Genomic DNA, 16,701 nt, shown 5'->3' with positions numbered 1-16,701 from the left:
AGACGCGAGATCGCGGCCCTAGAACAAATAGGAGTCTCGGTGCGTAGATTCGCTTTTCGCGGATGGAAAGCTGATCTCGTGAATGGTGCTGATGTGGCGGAGCGAGAGAAAACAACTTATCTTTTAAAAAGCAGAAGCGCGTTGTTAAGTGCATTATTATGGCATCTACTTTTTAACACGAGGCGTGTCTGCATTGCCTTTAGTGAGTTTTTGCGACTCATCCGAAGATCCGATCGATCGTTTTTCCTGCATACCGTTACTTTTATTGAAGCCATGCGCCTTTCCCGTGAAATAGGTCGCGACGGAATTACACACATTCACGCGCATTTTGGCACTAACTCTGCGGAGTGTGGAATGCTCGCATCTGTTCTTAGCAACGTCCCGTACAGTTTTACTGCGCATGGCCCCGACGAATTCGATCGGCCTGAATTTATACATTTAGAGCGGAAAATCGCGCTGGCTAGCTTTGTCATCGGGGTTAGTTCCTTCGGGGTAGGGCAATTGTTGCGGTGGGCCCAACCAAGAGATTTCGGTAAAATACACCAAGTCCATTGCGGTCTTGAGGACAACATGTTCGCCGCAATCGAAAGCACGCGGTTAATTGGAAATAATTTTGTATGCGTTGCGCGGTTGTCTCGTCAAAAAGGTCACAACATCCTGATCAGGGCATTTTCTGAAATCATCAAGTCAGGGCACAAATGTCACCTCACATTAATAGGTGACGGGGAACTGCGATCCTCAGTGGAGGCGCTCATTGGTGAGTTGCAAATCTCTGCACATATCACCCTATTTGGTTGGGCGGATGAGGCGGCTATACTTTACGAGTTAACAAACGCCAGAGCGCTCATACTCAGTAGTTTTGCTGAAGGTTTACCGGTTGTTTTTATGGAGGCGATGGGGCGAGCTAGAGTGGTACTCGCATCCAACGTCGCGGGAAACGCCGAATTGGTTCTTGATGGAGTGACTGGTTGGCTCTTTCCATCTGGTTCGGTACCGGAAGCCGTAGCTGCGATGCTGAAATGTCTTGAAGCGACTGACGAGAGGCTATTGGAGATGGGAGCGATGGGCGCTAGAAGGGCCTGGGAGCGACACCGCCAAATAGATCAGGCAAAACTCCTAAAGTCCCTGATTGAGATTTCAACACACTCCGTTGGAGCGTAAGATGATAATTATTTTTATTTGGTCAATATTGTGTCTAGTTGTTTTACTGCCGGTTGCCGTATATGCGGTTGAAATCGCCGTTGCCCCGAGCGGCTCTACTGATATACCGGCCTCTGAATATTCTATCGCACCCAACTTCACGGTGGTTGTTCCGGCGCACAATGAGGCTCTGACGATTGCGACGGCACTTAGGGCGATACAACATGATTTGCGGGAAGGGGATAGATTAGTAGTTGTCGCCGATAATTGTACCGATGAAACTGCGGCTATTTCAGCGTCTGCCGGTGCCGAAGTGCTGATTCGTCATGATCTGATGAAAAAAGGTAAGGGATACGCACTTCAGTTTGGTTTAGACAGTTTGCAAAGTCGTGCCCCGGACGTGGTCATTTTTATTGATGCCGATTGCGTACCCGAACAATTTGCGCTTCAGAAACTAGCTTACGCAGCGTCGAATTTAATGCGGCCGATCCAAGCGCAATATCTTTTTGAGCAGCCTCTCCTCCAAAGTCGATCTCAACGTGTATCTGCGTTCGCGTTGAGGATAAAAAATGATGTTCGGCTGAGTGGGGACGCATCGCTGGGCATTCCATCAATAATTACGGGCAGCGGTATCGCGTTGCCTTGGGCGTTAGCGAGTCGCATAGATCTTGGAAATTCAAATATAGTAGAAGATATGGCGCTGGGAATCGACCTAGTATCTCAAGGCATCAACCCAGTATATTTGCGAAGTGCGATGGTTAGAACGTTACTCCCGACAGATTTATCATCTCAAAAAACACAGCGTACACGCTGGGAACATGGGCACATAACGATTATTCCATATGCGATCGCAAAGCTGATACCGGTTGCGATTCAATCAAGAAGCTGGCCCCCATTGGGGTACGCATTTGCGATAATGGTCCCACCAATATCGCTTCTGGCTATGATTTGTACAAGCTTTTTTCTTATTTCCGTCTGCGCGTTTTACTTCGGTTTCTTGGGGATAGTCTCTGTGATTTTGGCTGGAATTGTTTTTGGGGTACTGGTTTTAGCAGTTCTAATAGCTTGGTGGAAAACCGGTAGGGATCTGATAACAGGTGGAGATCTGTTTAGGATCCCACTTTATATAATTGCGAAATTACCCGTATATCTTTTGTTGGTTTTCGGTAAACGTATTGGCTGGGTTAGGACGCGCCGAACGGGAGAGTAAATAAATTCAACCGAAAGCGTCAAATCTGTAAGTTGGCCATGCGACGAGAAGCATATGCAAAGAGATATTAACTGGAAACAAGATCTAGATCGGATTACTGGAACCAGTAAATTCTTTCGCGAACAATCACTGTGGGCGATTTGGGTATACAGGTATGGTCGGCGTAATGATCTACGGAAACCTGGTCCTTTTCGTTTCATTAATAACAAGACATATTGGATGATGTTTCGATTGGTGGAAACAGTAACCGGGGTAAGTATTCCGAAAGAATGCGTGATCGGAGCCGGTCTTCGTATATGGCATTTTGGCGGTATTTTTATTCATCCAAATTCGATAATAGGCGCCAACTGTACCTTAAGACAGGGAGTCACAATAGGAAACCGAACAAATGATGGCGGAGCGCCCGTTATCGGCGATGATGTGGAAATTGGCGCCTATGCACAAATTCTGGGGCCAGTAAAAATAGGTTCGGGAGCGAAAATCGGTGCGATGAGTGTGGTACTCACCGATTTACCTTCCGGGTGCACCGCAGTTGGAAATCCGGCTAGAATTATAGAATAAGTATCGGCTAAATATTGAAAATGAGATCGATGTTATAAAGTATGTTAGGTGGCAACACTAATGCGTAATATAGTTATATTTGTTTTGCTTACAAGAGCCTCACTTGAGGGTGTCGATGGTTTAGGCGCAGCTTTCAACGCATTATTAATTGTCATAGGGTTATTTTCCGCTACTCAAACAAGAAAATTATACGTAAATCTTGCGTTGCTTTCGTGGGTCCCCTATCTGAGCTTCATGTTATTCTCTTTGACATATTCCTCGGCTCCGAGTGCCGGGTTTCGTTTATTCCTTCAAACATGCACGTTTCCATCTATTTTATTATCGGTTTTTTATGTTTGTGATAACCGAAAATATATAAAAAAAGTTCTATTTGCCATCATATGTTCCTCATTAACTCAAATTCCAGTTGCGTTTTTACAACTGGCACTTGGGGGCGCAGAGCGATCGGTGAAAGGAACGTTCACTCATCCCAATATATTCGCGTTTTACCTTGTCGCGCTAATACTCGCCACTTACTTATTTTTTCAGCTGCCACAGCTAGGTAATTCTCGAAGAGTTATCGTATACTTGCGGACGTCAGTTTTTTTCTTTTTTATGCTATTAATTGCTACTGAGACTCGTAGTGCTTGGATCGCAATCGCTGCATCGCTGATTTTACTAGGTGTGTTTGCGGATAGGCGGCTGCTTTATCCATTGGTTTTAGCTCCGTTACTGTTGTTTGTACCGCAGGTAAGTGAGCGGTTGTCTGATCTTAAAACGCCCCAGGTAGAGACGACAATCGACGACGTAGGGAAAGGTGGCGTCGTGGTCGACTCGTATACTTGGCGGAAGTTACTATGGGACTCGGCTTTGACCTACTCTGAAGAAAGCCGCGTATTGGGCGAAGGCGCTGGTTCGTTCAATCACGATACTGAGATATTTTTTCCTATAGCTCCCGACATGGATGCTCACAGTGCCTACATCCATACCATTTATGAACTGGGAATAACTGGTTTACTGCTGTATCTCTTTACATTCTCGTTGCCATTTTTCTTCATATGGAAAAGGAGAGCGCGAAATCCAAAAGCTGCGTGGACAACCTTATCATTGATACTGGCCCACGCCATTGAAGCATATTCCGACAACACAATATTTTATCTTGCGTATGACTGGTATGCATTTTCGATATTAGCAGTCGGCGTGGTTATAGTCAGTCAACCCAACCACCTTTATGAACAGCACCGTCGAAAGCTTCGTGGCGACCCTAGAATAACGCAGAAAGTAGGCGGATCTTCACCCGGCACGGTGCATTCCGGAACGACCAGGGCTGCAACAAACCCTTCCTAGAACCATTGCCAAGCCTTCCTTCCCGCGCCGCTTTGCGCCAGCTATTCAACTGAAGACGGGTGATCCCGTGGCGCTGGGCTGTAACCGTCACTTGCCGTGGAGCAGAGAGGCTCTGCTACAATCGCAAGCTTGGTTCGTCACTGTACCGGCGGCGCCGACCGCTGTCCACAATCTCAAGGCGGCTCACCTGTTTACGGTCTCTGATAATGTCCATGGCTACCACCGGCGCAACGCGCTCTTCGCCGGCCACGATGAGGGGGCGCAATTGGGCCCGGTTTGCCAGCTTAACATTACAGTTGCAATTTTGATTTCAAGTGAGCGCGTCGGGCGGCAGCTTGATGCGCTCGTCTCCAACTTGACCATGCGATGATGTGGGCGGGCTTTATACGCCGCTGGGCAAGCTTATTCGCAATGCGTCGGACCTCTTGGATGGACCAGCGGATCAGATCGTGAGGGTCGGACAAAAGAATACGATCACCCTGCGGTGGGCGCAACGGGGGACACGTCCATCCGCGCCGCACGATCAACGTACCCTTTCGGCCTACTTATTACTTATTCGGCGCAATCTGCCCAAAGGGCAAGGGGCAAGCGTTGTCATGCCCTGGTGCGACAGACAGGCTATGAACGAACATCTTTTGGAAATCAGTGGCGAGGTCAATCCCGGTGCGCAAACGGTGCTGATCCTTGATCAGGCGGGCTGGCACTTATTGGCCAAGTTGATCGTGCCAAAAAAAGCATCACCTTGCTCTTCCTGCCGCCGCGTCCCCCCTGAACTCAACCCGGTAGAAAACGTCTGGCAATTCATGCGCAACAACTGGCTGTCAAACCGGGTCTTCACATCCTATGACGATATGGTCGATCACTGCTGCGAGGCTTGAAAGAAGCTCATCGATCAACCATGGAAGATCATGTCAATCGGCCTACGACATTAGGCCCATCGGTTATGATCAATGGCGATTGGTATTATCTGTAGTGCTGGTTCTAATGCAAACACATCGCCCGATCTGCCCAATCAGCAAAATCCGTCCGCGGGACGCTCACCATTGAAACTCCGCAAATTTCCGGGATCACAACGGGCTGAGATCACTCAAGCCTTATTCGAGACGCCTCGTAGCAAATACAGGGCAATTGCTTTTTGCCGAAAGCCAATTCCGAGGTATTCATAGTGTATCGCCCTCGCCACTGCTACAAATATTATTCCGATGGTTTTATTCAAGAGCCAAATGCCTGCACACCCCTTCGATTTTTCCATATTTTCCATATCAACTTAATCCAGCTTGACAAAGGTGCTCGTTGATCAAGCAAAACAGCAAAATCCTGATATTTTGGCCTTACACCATAGTAGTCAGAAAATATCTGCATAAATAGAGTATTTAAGTACCTCCTATCAATTCCAGAATTCTTACTTTTTATTATAGAAAAAGCCTTCCTAAGCGAATCAGTGCGCGTAGATATACGTTGCCGTCCTGTATCGATATAGCACAAGTAGGTAGGTCTATTGACGTGTCGAGCGTGACCATAGGCTCGCAATAGCCTTATAAAGAACTCTAGGTCTTGCCATGCTGGCATATTGATATCGAAGCCGCCTATCTCTTTCATATGGCCGGTAGGGCAAAAAATTTGATTTCCGACTAAATTTCCTGAAAAAAGTTCTTCGGCGACAACTCTGTCTCGCTTATCATTAGACACAATTTTCCCACTATCGCCTACAAAGAGTAAAGATGAAAAAAGACATGCTGGCTGCGCCGCAGTGCCGGCTACTTCCAACCAGTTTTTGACAAAAACTTCAAGCCTTAGCGGATGAAACTCATCATCGTCGTCAAGTCCAGTGATATACTTCCCTTTTGCTCGACTAATTGCCAGGTTTCGCGCCGCCGGGGCGCCCCTGGGATAGGAGTGCTTTAAGACTATGATCCTGGCATCAGAGAGGGCAATTCTTGCAAGATATTCACCCGTATCATCAGTGGATCCATCATCAACTATAATTAGTTCGAAATGAATATAAGACTGCATCACGACCGAACTTACCGCCCGCTCCAAAAGAAGCCTTCGATTATGAGTGGGAAGATAAACCGTTACGAGCGGGTTATCGTCGAAAAAAGTCAAATCATCCTCAGTCTGCGCTTTAGAATACAACGACGGCACCTTTATCGCTGGAAAGCCCGTGTATGTGATTTTTTGACCTCATCGTTGACATGCCTACGCCTTTTTCAAATGGTATCAGTAAATGTCGCGTATATTAGCTTTCAGGCCAACACAGTCAACAATATCGTCTTTGTTCATGCACTACATAACCATCTTCGATCCAAGGCAAGCGGAACGGGTCAAATATGCACATTTCAAATTGTTACTTAATCGTTGGCGGAAAGTCGGCAACCCTAACTCCCGGACCACCTATGTCCTTACTGGTGTTGTTAGAAACGGGGAGCAGCACATCTCGAATCGACCTTACATCGTGCTGAAGATTTTTGACACTCTGAACTTTGCAACCGTGTTCGATCGCGCCAATTGACATAGTGTTGGTTGCCGTGTCCACAACATAACCGCCAAACTGCTGCAGTGCGGTTGCTAAGGCGAGTCCGTCGGGGGTTAGGTCAAGGCGAGAAATATCTACAGATTGCGGTATCGCTAAAAGTTGCCCGATGGGAACTAGCCCGGAATAACTGTTTTTCCCCGCGCCGTCCGTATTCATTGCAGGCCAAACTTTCTGATCGTCTACACCAGCTCCTCGCTTTGCTTGATTTTGGCTGACCAAAATGGCAACGGCATGGCTAATTCTGTAAGATTCCAACTCGCCGCAACGGATCAACCCACCGAGGATTGACCCTCCGAACGCACGCACACCCTCGGAACGACTTTCACCGCTTGCGATTCCCGTGCTCGTTAGGTCCACTCTGACAAGATACTGTACGTTATAGACGTTCGCGAGCGCATCGTACTTTCCCAGCCAAACTTCATATGCAACTTTTCCGCTTGGGTCGATAATCACCGCCACGTTATCGGTACCTCCAAAAAACTGGACGTTCTTCGGAGTGCGTAACCAGACGCTGTCATTTTGGATAGCTGTATCATACGGCCATGGTGCTGTCGCTGACCGACCGACATAATTCCACTTCACGAACGGGTCCTTGTAGCTGGTATAGTAAATGCTGGTAGCATCATACCCAATCCAAGCGTAAGAACCGCTTTTCCCTCCAACGTTATCGCTATGCAACATCTTGCTCATCGCGTCATCGCGGGAGAGAAACGCAGCTTTTTGCCCGAGCGGTGTGTTCCAAATACTTTGCTCACTAAATGGTTGATATGCGAGTTGGCGGCGAAGTCCCTCCGAATTTGAAGCGCCGTGAACATACCCAAATGGGATAAACATCACAAAATAAATGATGATGGAATAAAAATAAGTTGTCGGTTTCATCTCAACCCTCCTCATTCGGCCTATAACAACAAGCGGTGGCACACCAAGCAAATAAAGCGACTCGCAGCAAACTACTATCCCTAGAATATAGCCAACAGAGTCAGGAATGTTTATTCCGAACACGGCACTCCTGGTTATAAACGGTGCGCTCACGCAATACATTCGTGGATCGCACGTGGAAGTTTAGATTAGCGAAAGGTTAACAGTCTTTGCCGACGCTTGAGTAGCTGTTTTGCGCCGGCGGCTATTAACAGCGTGCGGAAATAGCGCTAATTTTCGCACCAGTCCTCGATAAATGGGGTGTAGGCGAGCGGCAGTGACATTCTTTCCGCGGCCATTTTCGCCTAGTTTGTCATCATATGCCTTCGCTCGGCGGATGACGGGCGCGAATATACCGTCGCCAGCAGCTTTGGTAGCCTCACCAAATTATAAGAGGTCGCCGTCAGGGTGTACATCCAGCCGACGCGATCCTCTCCGCGGTGGCGGGTCTTGCGCATTCCGCCGATGGTCTTGGCCCAGCCTCTTCGACACGCTTGAGAATGCGCTGAATAACTGCATAGCCGGAGTTATGGGTGGTCCGACCGTCTATGGCCGAGCGGCGGTTCGTCGTGTTCTGGGCGACGTGTGGTGTCGCCTTTGCGTCCCGCAAGGCGGCGACAAAGTCGGCCGTATCGTAAGCTTTGTCTGCAGCCAATTTGATGCGATGACGACCATCCATGTTGCCCACCATATCCAGAGCGGCCTCGCGCTCGGCAATTCCGGTCGCATGGGTCATCGTGGCGTCTACGACCAGACCGTTGCGGTTTTCGATGGTACCGTGACCCATATGGCAAAGCTTGGCGGCCTGACCGCGAGCCTTCTTGTAAAGCCTGGCATCGGGGCCGGTGGTCGACGCGTAGGTTGCGTTGTTGCGCTTCTCGCCGTGGAAATCGCGCTCGGAGATGCGACCTACGGGCTTATACGCATCCTCACTGACTAGTACTACAGTTGCGTTTAAAACGAAATCTTGATTCACTTCCGGTGTTTGAAGGAGGGAATTCGATGTCGGTTTCGGGTTGGTCTGGATCAGTGGTGGCCTGGCAGCAGGGAGCTTGACACATTGAAGCAGCGGCTAGGCCCGGTGTTTGGTCGACGTGAACTCCGGGCATCGGCGAGTGCCTTCCTAGATGGTTTGTTGTCTGGAGTTGAGCGCAAGACCGGCTGGTTAATGGCCGAACAGGCAGGGCTGGAGAGCCCCTATCGGATGCAATCGCTGTTGGGGCCCAGCCAATGGGATGCAGACACGTTGCGCGACGTCGTGCGCGCTTATGCGGTGGAGGCACTTGGCGATGCTGATGGCGTCCTTGTGGTCGATGAAACCGGGTTTCTGAAAAAAAGGCACACACTCGGTCGGTGTTGCACGACAATATTCGGGTACGGCGGGACGTATTGAAAACTGCCAGGTCGGCGTCTTTCTTGCCTATGCAAGCCGTTTTGGTCAAACCCTGATTGATCGGCAGCTTTATTTGCCCAAAGACTGGAGCGAAAGCGAAACGCGTCGTGCTGCGGCTCATATCCCACAGCAGCAAGCCTTCGCGACCAAGCCGACCATTGCAGCCAAGCTCAGTGCCGATGCGCTCGATGCTGGCGTGCCTTGCGCATGGGTGTTGGCCGATGCACTCTATGGATCGGATTCCAAGTTACGACGCATGCTGGAAGGACGCGGTCAGCCTTACTTTCTAGCAGTTCGTTCCAATCATTGCCTGCGCTTTGTCCGTGAGCAGCACGTCGAACAAACTTGTCCGGAAACAATGGCAGCGGAACTTGAGACGGAAGCCTAGTTCAGTCATGCAGCCGGAGAAGGTGCCAAGGGCCTCCGGCTCTACGATTGGGTGCGTATTCCTCTGAGCTCGCGTCCTGATGGGCAATGGGAACGCTGGCTTCTCATCCGCCGCAGCCGTCGGGAACCGGACGCACGCGCCTATTATTTTGTTTTTGCGCCTGCCGGTACGGAACTTAGCGAGTTGGCGGGTGCTGCCGGGCTACGGTGGACAGTGGAGGAGTGCTTTCAACGCGCTAAGGATGACCTTGGCCTGGATCATTGCGAAGCACGTTCGTGGCATGCATGGAACCGACATATGACGCTGGTCATGGCTGCTGCAGCCTTCCTCGCCAAGCTCGGCGCTGATCTACGCCGCGCGGCGACTGGCAAACCGAACGAAAGGAGTGCAAATCCTCCAATCGCCGCCTGACCCGGACACTCGCGTTATTGCCGACCGTCGCAGAGATCCGCTATCTGATTATGCGTCTACTGCTGCCACCGCCGATCAGAGTTCGATATATCCTCGCATGGTCCCTATGGCGACGAACCCACCAGGCTTCCGCAATGAACTTACACTACAAAACACGCCATCAAATGCAACTGTAGTACTAGAGCGGTTCCCTGACTGATTGAATCTTTGGGACTTTGCAAATCGGTCCGGGTCTGATTCAAGCTATCTGCCGATGGAGGTCGGCGGATATGTCAAAATTCCGTTCTGTCGATCTGCGCGTTCGTGTTGTTGCTGCGGTTTCTGCTGGTGCAACGCATCGAGAAGCCGCCGAACGTTTCGGTGTGAGTGCCGCAAGCGTCAGTCGCTGGCGAAATCTGCAACTGCGGCAGGGTGATGTGCGACCTGGCCCGCTTGGCGGGGATCGCAATTCCCGCAATACCGAGGCGCATGGGGAACAGATCATGGCCTGGCTTGCCGAACACCGGGACGGAACCTTGTTTGAACTCCGCGACGCGTTGGCGGAGCAAGGCATCACGATCAGCAAGTCGGCCTTGCACCGCTTCCTTGTCCGGCACGGCCAGACGCGTAAAAAAAGACTGGCCACGCGATAGAACAGAGCCGGCCCGATGTCTTGGAGCAGCGCCAGCGCTGGTTCGACGATCAAGAACCCATTTGCCCATTCTCGGCGCCCAATTGACATTATGCGCCACGGCTGGGTTTCGAGCTTTCGCCAAGCATCGCAGCAGTGAGCGACAATGTCGTCGTATGATTTAAAGATACGGTTCGACAGGCAGTTCTCGCGTATTAAGAGCCAGAGGTTCTCAACCGGGTTAAGCTCGGGCGACTTCGGCGGCAATGGCAAAATCGAGATGTTGGCAGGCACTACAAGGTTGTTGGACATGTGCCATCCCGCCTGGTCCATGATGAGGACGGCATGCGCGTCATCGGCCACATGACGGGATATTTCTGCCAGGTGCTGGGTCATGGCATGGGTATCACACCAGGGCATGACCAACGCCGCCGCCTTGCCGGGCTCGGGGCAAATGGCACCGAAGATATAGGCAAAGCGGGTTCGCTGGTCATGCGGGGCTGACGGCCGAGTTCCTCGCTTTGCCCATCGGCGGGTGATTTTGTTCTTCTGACCGATCCGGGTCTCGTCCTGGGACCGCGCCACCTGCCCAACGGAGGGCGCTGGTATCTGGGAGCAAGCCCGTCCAAGAAGAGTGTGCAGAGGGTCAAGCTGAAGGTTGGCGAACTTTTGGTGCCGGGTAACAAGGGTGCTTGGGATGAGGTCAGGGCACGATTGAACCGCCTCTTGCGCGGATGGTCGGCCTACTTTTCCTACGGCGCTCTGGCGTCCACATACGAGGCCGTCGATCAGCATGTCTATGATCGGACGCGGCACTTCCTCCGACAACGACACAAAGTGCAAGGGCGTGGGACGGACCGGTTTTCCCGTGAGCATGTCTACGGGAAACTGGCCGTTCTGAGCCTTCGACGCGAGCGGGCGGTCGTCGCGGTGGGCCTTACGATGAAGCCAGTCGGAAAGCCGGATGCGGGAAATCCGCACGTCCGGTTTGATGAGCGGGGACGGGAAACGGGGCTTCGCCACCGCGCCCGTCCTCGACTCTACAGATCAAGGGCCGCAAGCGGCACATTCTGGTCGATACTCTTGGCATGCTTCTGAAAGCCGAGGTCTACTCGGCAGGAATGCAGGAATTCAGGATCGTGATGGAGCAGCACTTGTTTTCGACAGCCTCGCCAACCGTTTTCCCTTTATCGAGAAAATCTGTGGCGACGGCGGCTATCAGGGCACAACGGTAGAAGAGGCCAGCCCGCGACCGATGGAGATTATCAAACGAAACCAGGCCGGTTTCCAGGTGCTACCGAAGCGATGGATTGTCGAACGAACGCTGGCTTGGCTCGGCATAAACCGCCGAATGGCAAAGCATTTCTAGCGTTTCTCGGCCACAAGCCTAGCCTTCATCCAAACAGCAATGATCAAGCTCATGACAAGAGGCTCGCTCGATACCCGCTTTCTTGAACAGACTCTTACAGATGCAATCGTTGTCGTCCGCCTCGTCTTGTGGAGCGGCGATCCTAATCGACACTCACCGTCAAACCCGGAAATGTATAAAATACCGCCCGGACTGTTTCAACGCATCGCTCATACCAACGAGCGCGATGTGTGACTCTGTTGGGGCGCCATGCAGCAGCATCTCGACGAAATCAGCCTTGCCGTCGATAATGGAGCGCATGCCGTTCTCATTCTCGACCAGGCGGGTCGGCATACGACGCCGAAGCTAAAGATCCCTGATAACATCACCTTGATGTTTCTACCGCCGAGATCGCCCAGCTTAACCCGGTTGAGAACCACTGGCTCTTCATACGCGACAAATGGCCGTCGAACCGCATCTTCAAGGATTATGACGACATCGTCGCGCACTGCTGCCAAGCCTGGAACAAGCTCGTCGACCAACCGCGGAAAATCATGTCCATCGGGCATCGTCAGTGGGCGCATCGGTCATGATCAGCGCTCGTTGGTATCAGGCGCTTTACTTTGCCGCATAATGTGCAAAGTCGAGCTAAAACATCTTACGGTTAAGCTATTTATCGGTTCTTCTTTGGCGGAGAATGAGACCAACTCATTTGATGTACCTCTCTAACACATCAAGCATAAATTTCGCGTGAGAAGGTATCGTATTGCTCGATAACACCATCGCTCTCGCCTCTGTACCTATAATGGTTCTAAGTTGGGGATCCAGCCAAAGCTTCGCTATTTCACGTTTTAGAGCGTCAATATCATTCGGAGCGACGAGAATACCATTGATTCCACTTTCAACATAATCACGCGTGCCCGCGCAGCTCGTTAATATAATCGCCTTACCCAACATCATTGTTTCAAGGAACGTGACCTGGCCGGATGCAGCGTGTTCGTCTTTTATCGGGACAACATTTACAGTTGCTTGCGCGGCCAGTCGATGACATTCAGCAAGCGAAATGCCACTTAACACCTCCACGTTAAATGGGATATTTAGTCCGGCAACGGCATGGCTACCAGAAACAATTATTGTTCTATATCCCAATTCTTCTACAGCTTGAACGAGAGAGAAATAGTCCCGGTTAGCGGTTCCCATAGCAAGTACAAATGGATCGTTGCTCTCTGAAATTTCGATATTTTCCACTGGTGTAATAGCTAATGGCACGAACAAAAAGCGATCTGGCGGTAATTTTAGCCACCTTGAATAAGAAGTAATTTCAGCAGATGAATGGACAATAAATAGGTCTATTCCCCGAAGAGCAAACCGGGCGAAAAAACCTTTAAAACCACCGTAGGTGTGACCAAGGTTAAAGGTCCATGCTATGATAGGCCGTCGCGAGAAAGAGAGGCGTTTAAAGAGCCCTAGAAAAACAGGAAGCTGCGGAAAACTTGTGATGAAGCCAACGTCGTCGCTTCCATGCCTCATCGCCTTTATCCAGGCTAAAAAGGCGTGATGACCGTAATCCAGCCACTCTCGCGCGCTGGTTGAACTTCGCGATCTGTCATGATGGTAGGTAGCCTCAACGGCTTCAAAGGTATGCTTCGTGTTGTTGATGTGTGACGGAATCCAACCAACATCCTTAGTGTGTGTAAAAGGTGTAATAACTATCCAACGCATCCGCGATCTTCTCCCTTTACTCTCAATGAGCATAATGTAGCGTTTTGTTCAAATCTCTATTTTCAGATAACATTCCTGCTTTGATTGCTAGCTGTGTTTCGACCCATACGACAACGTCTATGCACTGAAAACAAGGAATATCGTTTGCGCGCTGTGAAGGCTGCGGCCGATGCAAAACTGACGAATGAAGAGTGTGAACCAAAAACAGAAAAAAGCCTCAGTCTAACTTCGATCTTGTTGATTTTGGAGCTTCTCCGAGAGCGAAGGCACACGGTACGTAGGTTTCTGGTGATCAATCGCGGCCGTCAATGTTACTTCGCTTTCAGAGCACGCGAAAAGCTTAAAATTTTGCCGCACCCCTTGGTCCCGCGTGGTATATCGCATGGATTAGCACTACTTTGGCAGATTGGGGCAAGCCTGGTTTGAGATGAGTTGCGCTCTCACTTTTGGGGCGCGATATGGCGGATTGGGATACGGAGCTTTCAGCATTTTTGTCCACTGCGTCGAGCCTGGCGGAGGTCTCTCACCCGACAGAGCAAGGTAAATCAATTGCCGATCGGGCCTCTTTCCGCCCGTTCGAGTGCTGTCACGTCTGTTTCGCCGGCGCTTCCTGACAGCTGTCGCTGCAGCCTTTGCCACAAACGAGCTCCAATTCCTCAACGAACTTGCTCATCTCAACGATAACAAGACATTCGCCCGCCATCTTGCCCGGGCTCGCAGCATCGATTGGGTGGTCTATTCAAAGCCCCCATTCGACGGCCCAGATCAGGTGCTTGCCTACCTGACGCGCTACACCGAAGACGGCAGGATGCCGATAGACAACAACCTCCTCGAACGCAATATCAGGATTTTTGCCTGCAAGAAAATTCTGGCTGTTCAGTGACACCGTGGACGGAGGCCAGGGCCAGTGCTGTCGTCTGCGGCATCATGCTGACCTGTCGCGCCTGCGGCGTGGAGCCCTTGGCGTATCTGCGCCAACTCCTCACGGAATTGCCGCAGCGTCCAACCGACGCCGACATCACCGACCTGCTTACCGTTCAACTTCGCCAAGACCGCTGCTGTCTAATCCATACGAGTGGCCGAAAAGCGCCCCGCTCAAACGGGTCGCGCCAATGCGCATTGAATGCGCGCTTAGTGCGGCTGCAAAGCCGATGAAAGATAGTTGATGAAAGTTCAACACGGAGAAGAAGTGGCGAATCACTCTGACCCCGAGTCATGCGGGGCACATCGCGAGGTGTGCGTCGAAGCGTTGACAGGGGAAACCGGCAGGCCGGCCATTGAGCCGCGAAATGATCAATTCGGGATGCCGACGCTGTTAAGCGAAGCGGAAGGCAACACGGTGCATGGCGTCAATCGCAAGCCATGTCCCGATCCCGCGCGGTCGGAGACCCTGTGCATGCCGGGAAGTCTTTCATACGGAAGCAGCGAGATCTCATCAGTGTCCAGTGCGAATGGACTGGACGGGACTGGGAAGGTCGTTGACCACAAGCCAGTCATCGACGCTGATGAGAAGTCGGATACGCCCATAGTACTGCAGAAGTTGCCGAACAAAGGAGATGATCTCGCGGAGGCAATGGAGGGAAGGGGTGTAATCGGAGGGAACGCCGTCGAGACTCCAGCGTGCCGGACGCAGAGCCGGATAAAACACGCTTCGATGGGGATCGAAGGTGTACGGGAAGCCGCCAAACGGAACCCGAAGATGCGTTTCACGGCGCTGATGCACCACATCACTCCGACGCTATTGGTGAAGAGCTTTCATGCGCTTCGCAAGCAGGCGGCGAGTGGAGTGGACGGCGTGACGTGGTACGACTATGAGAAGACACTCGAAGGGCGCGTGCACGAACTACATCGGGAGATTCAGTCCGGTGCGTATCGTGCACAACCGTCCCGACGGGTCTACATTCCGAAGAATGACGGAAGACTCCGTCCACTCGGTATTGCAGCGTTGGAAGAAAAAGTCGTGCAGATGGCCGTGTCCACGGTTCTGAACGCGATCTATGAGCAAGACTTCCTCGGCTTCTCATACGGGTTCCGACAAGGAAGGGGACAGCATGACGCGCTGGACGCCTTGTGGGTTGGGATCGACAAGCGGAAGATCAACTGGATATTGGACGCGGATATTCGCTCGTTTTACGATGAAATCGATCACGAGTGGATGCTCCGTTTCCTGTCGCATCGAGTTGGTGACCGCCGGCTGATACGTCTGATCTACAAATGGTTGAAAGCGGGCACGATTGAGGATGGCCGCCGCGTGGCATCGACGCGAGGAACTCCCCAAGGATCTGTAATTAGCCCCGTGCTATCGAATATCTATCTGCATTACGCATTGGATTTATGGGTCCAGCAGTGGCGTACTCGATACGCTAAAGGCGACGTGATCATTGTACGTTATGCCGACGACAGCGTGATTGGGTTCCAGTACGAAGGAGAGGCGCAGCGCTTTCTGCAAGCATTGCGGGAGCGTCTCGCTCAGTTCGGCTTGCAACTACACCCGGGAAAGACGCGGCTGATACGCTTTGGGCGGTATGCTGCGCGACAATGCCGGGAACGTGGTATCCGCAAGCCAGAGACTTTCGACTTTCTGGGATTCACGCACTGCTGCGGCAGGCGGCGCAATGATGGAGGCTTCAAGATTGTCCGTCTGACAATTAAGAAGCGAATGCGCACGACGCTGGCGGCCATTCGGGAAACGCTAATGCGACGGCGCCATGAACCCGTGGCTGTAGTAGGTCGGTGGCTAAGGCAAATGTTACAGGGGTATTTGAACTACCATGCGGTGCCCGACAATCTGAGAAGATTGGGAGGGTTCCGCTGGGAAGTTGGTCGCGCCTGGCGACACGCTTTGATGCGTCGAAGCCAGCGACACCGGCTGTCTTGGGATCGTTTCCAAAGGCTGCTTCGCAAGTACCTGCCGCCATGTCGTCTGCTGCACCCGCATCCAGATGCTCGGTTCACCGTCACAACATCCGATAGGAGCCGTATGCGGTAGTGCCGCACGTACGGATCTGGCCGGGGGGCGATGGGCAACCATCGTCCCTACCGGGACCATCAAAACAATTCCGCGTAACGCTTGATTTTTTCAAGTTTTAGGACGGTCTGATCTTTCCGTGTGCAATTCATGCCTCAAAGCGCTTCGCT

General features: G+C 51.6%; 11 protein-coding genes and 7 pseudogenes. 12 read left to right on the top strand and 6 right to left on the bottom strand.

The features are described from left to right. Positions 1 to 39 precede the first annotated feature (39 nt). The 5 genes from PR018_RS23490 to PR018_RS23470 all read left to right on the top strand — a co-directional run bounded on the left by PR018_RS23490 (position 40) and on the right by PR018_RS23470 (position 5,115). Complete coding sequence (locus tag PR018_RS23490) at positions 40 to 1,161, top strand: glycosyltransferase family 4 protein (RefSeq protein WP_161991034.1); 1,122 nt, start codon at positions 40 to 42, stop codon at positions 1,159 to 1,161. A gap of 1 nt (position 1,162) precedes the next feature. Next, positions 1,163 to 2,350: a glycosyltransferase family 2 protein gene (locus PR018_RS23485; protein WP_142832474.1), complete on the top strand. Its 1,188-nt coding sequence runs from the start codon at positions 1,163 to 1,165 to the stop codon at positions 2,348 to 2,350. A 54-nt stretch (positions 2,351 to 2,404) separates the two neighbouring features. Then, entirely contained in the window at positions 2,405 to 2,911 is a 507-nt protein-coding gene (locus PR018_RS23480) for a serine O-acetyltransferase (RefSeq protein WP_142832475.1), read from the top strand. A 60-nt stretch (positions 2,912 to 2,971) separates the two neighbouring features. After that, positions 2,972 to 4,237: an O-antigen ligase family protein gene (locus PR018_RS23475; protein WP_244615592.1), complete on the top strand. Its 1,266-nt coding sequence runs from the start codon at positions 2,972 to 2,974 to the stop codon at positions 4,235 to 4,237. Between the two features lie 371 nt (positions 4,238 to 4,608). Then, positions 4,609 to 5,115: a transposase gene (locus PR018_RS23470; protein WP_142832476.1), complete on the top strand. Its 507-nt coding sequence runs from the start codon at positions 4,609 to 4,611 to the stop codon at positions 5,113 to 5,115. Positions 5,116 to 5,449: 334 nt separating this feature from the next. Here PR018_RS23470 and PR018_RS23465 read toward each other — a convergent pair whose 3' ends face one another. From PR018_RS23465 to PR018_RS23455, 3 genes and pseudogenes are all read right to left on the bottom strand, one after another. Further along, entirely contained in the window at positions 5,450 to 6,343 is an 894-nt protein-coding gene (locus tag PR018_RS23465; protein WP_161991035.1) for a glycosyltransferase, read from the bottom strand. 241 nt (positions 6,344 to 6,584) lie between these two features. Further along, a complete protein-coding gene (locus PR018_RS23460; protein WP_142832478.1) occupies positions 6,585 to 7,652 on the bottom strand; it encodes a hypothetical protein in 1,068 nt (355 codons plus the stop codon). A 344-nt stretch (positions 7,653 to 7,996) separates the two neighbouring features. After that, positions 7,997 to 8,601: pseudogene (locus tag PR018_RS23455) on the bottom strand (transposase); the annotation flags it as partial. 92 nt (positions 8,602 to 8,693) lie between these two features. Between PR018_RS23455 and PR018_RS23450 the strand changes: the two are divergent. Beyond that, a pseudogene (locus PR018_RS23450) lies at positions 8,694 to 9,883 on the top strand (IS701 family transposase). A gap of 269 nt (positions 9,884 to 10,152) precedes the next feature. Further along, a pseudogene (locus PR018_RS23445) lies at positions 10,153 to 10,583 on the top strand (helix-turn-helix domain-containing protein); the annotation flags it as partial. On the opposite strand, the pseudogene PR018_RS23440 reads toward PR018_RS23445, so the two are convergent. After that, a pseudogene (locus PR018_RS23440) lies at positions 10,569 to 11,063 on the bottom strand (IS630 family transposase); the annotation flags it as partial. The pseudogenes PR018_RS23445 and PR018_RS23440 overlap by 15 nt on opposite strands. Positions 11,064 to 11,129: 66 nt before the next feature. On the opposite strand from PR018_RS23440, the pseudogene PR018_RS23435 reads away from it, so the two are divergent. Then, positions 11,130 to 11,282, top strand: a pseudogene (locus PR018_RS23435) (group II intron maturase-specific domain-containing protein); the annotation flags it as partial. A gap of 175 nt (positions 11,283 to 11,457) precedes the next feature. Then, positions 11,458 to 11,862 carry a hypothetical protein gene (locus tag PR018_RS23430; RefSeq protein ID WP_142832479.1) on the top strand — a complete coding sequence of 135 codons (405 nt, stop codon included), beginning with the start codon at positions 11,458 to 11,460 and terminating at the stop codon, positions 11,860 to 11,862. Between the two features lie 159 nt (positions 11,863 to 12,021). On the opposite strand, the gene PR018_RS23425 is transcribed toward PR018_RS23430, so the two are convergent. Next, on the bottom strand, positions 12,022 to 12,162 hold the full coding sequence (locus PR018_RS23425) for a hypothetical protein (RefSeq protein ID WP_153816500.1): 141 nt from the start codon (positions 12,160 to 12,162) through the stop codon (positions 12,022 to 12,024). Here PR018_RS23425 and PR018_RS23420 point away from each other — a divergent pair. Continuing rightward, positions 12,109 to 12,434: pseudogene (locus PR018_RS23420) on the top strand (transposase); the annotation flags it as partial. The gene PR018_RS23425 and the pseudogene PR018_RS23420 sit on opposite strands and share 54 nt — an antisense overlap. 115 nt (positions 12,435 to 12,549) lie before the next feature. On the opposite strand, the gene PR018_RS23415 reads toward PR018_RS23420, so the two are convergent. Beyond that, positions 12,550 to 13,563, bottom strand: a complete 1,014-nt coding sequence (locus PR018_RS23415) for a glycosyltransferase (RefSeq protein ID WP_161991036.1) — start codon at positions 13,561 to 13,563, stop codon at positions 12,550 to 12,552. Between the two features lie 493 nt (positions 13,564 to 14,056). Between PR018_RS23415 and PR018_RS23410 the strand changes: the two are divergent. Further along, a pseudogene (locus PR018_RS23410) lies at positions 14,057 to 14,629 on the top strand (transposase); the annotation flags it as partial. Between the two features lie 99 nt (positions 14,630 to 14,728). Then, a complete protein-coding gene (gene ltrA, locus PR018_RS23405) occupies positions 14,729 to 16,552 on the top strand; it encodes a group II intron reverse transcriptase/maturase (RefSeq protein WP_279621403.1) in 1,824 nt (607 codons plus the stop codon). Positions 16,553 to 16,701: the final 149 nt, after the last annotated feature.

It is taken from the genome of Rhizobium rhododendri (genome assembly GCF_007000325.2).
Lineage (GTDB): Bacteria > Pseudomonadota > Alphaproteobacteria > Rhizobiales > Rhizobiaceae > Rhizobium > Rhizobium rhododendri.
Note: the sequence above shows the minus strand (reverse complement) of the source record. Positions and strands in the feature narration are given on the sequence as shown.

Coding starts and splice junctions, on each gene's coding strand:
- PR018_RS23485 (WP_142832474.1), top strand. CDS start 1,163: ATGATAATTATTTTTATTTGGTCAATATTGTGTCTAGTTGTTTTACTG.
- PR018_RS23480 (WP_142832475.1), top strand. CDS start 2,405: ATGCAAAGAGATATTAACTGGAAACAAGATCTAGATCGGATTACTGGA.
- PR018_RS23475 (WP_244615592.1), top strand. CDS start 2,972: ATGCGTAATATAGTTATATTTGTTTTGCTTACAAGAGCCTCACTTGAG.
- PR018_RS23460 (WP_142832478.1), bottom strand. CDS start 7,652: ATGAAACCGACAACTTATTTTTATTCCATCATCATTTATTTTGTGATG.
- PR018_RS23430 (WP_142832479.1), top strand. CDS start 11,458: ATGCGGGAAATCCGCACGTCCGGTTTGATGAGCGGGGACGGGAAACGG.
- PR018_RS23425 (WP_153816500.1), bottom strand. CDS start 12,162: ATGCGCTCCATTATCGACGGCAAGGCTGATTTCGTCGAGATGCTGCTG.
- PR018_RS23415 (WP_161991036.1), bottom strand. CDS start 13,563: ATGCGTTGGATAGTTATTACACCTTTTACACACACTAAGGATGTTGGT.
- ltrA (WP_279621403.1), top strand. CDS start 14,729: ATGAAAGTTCAACACGGAGAAGAAGTGGCGAATCACTCTGACCCCGAG.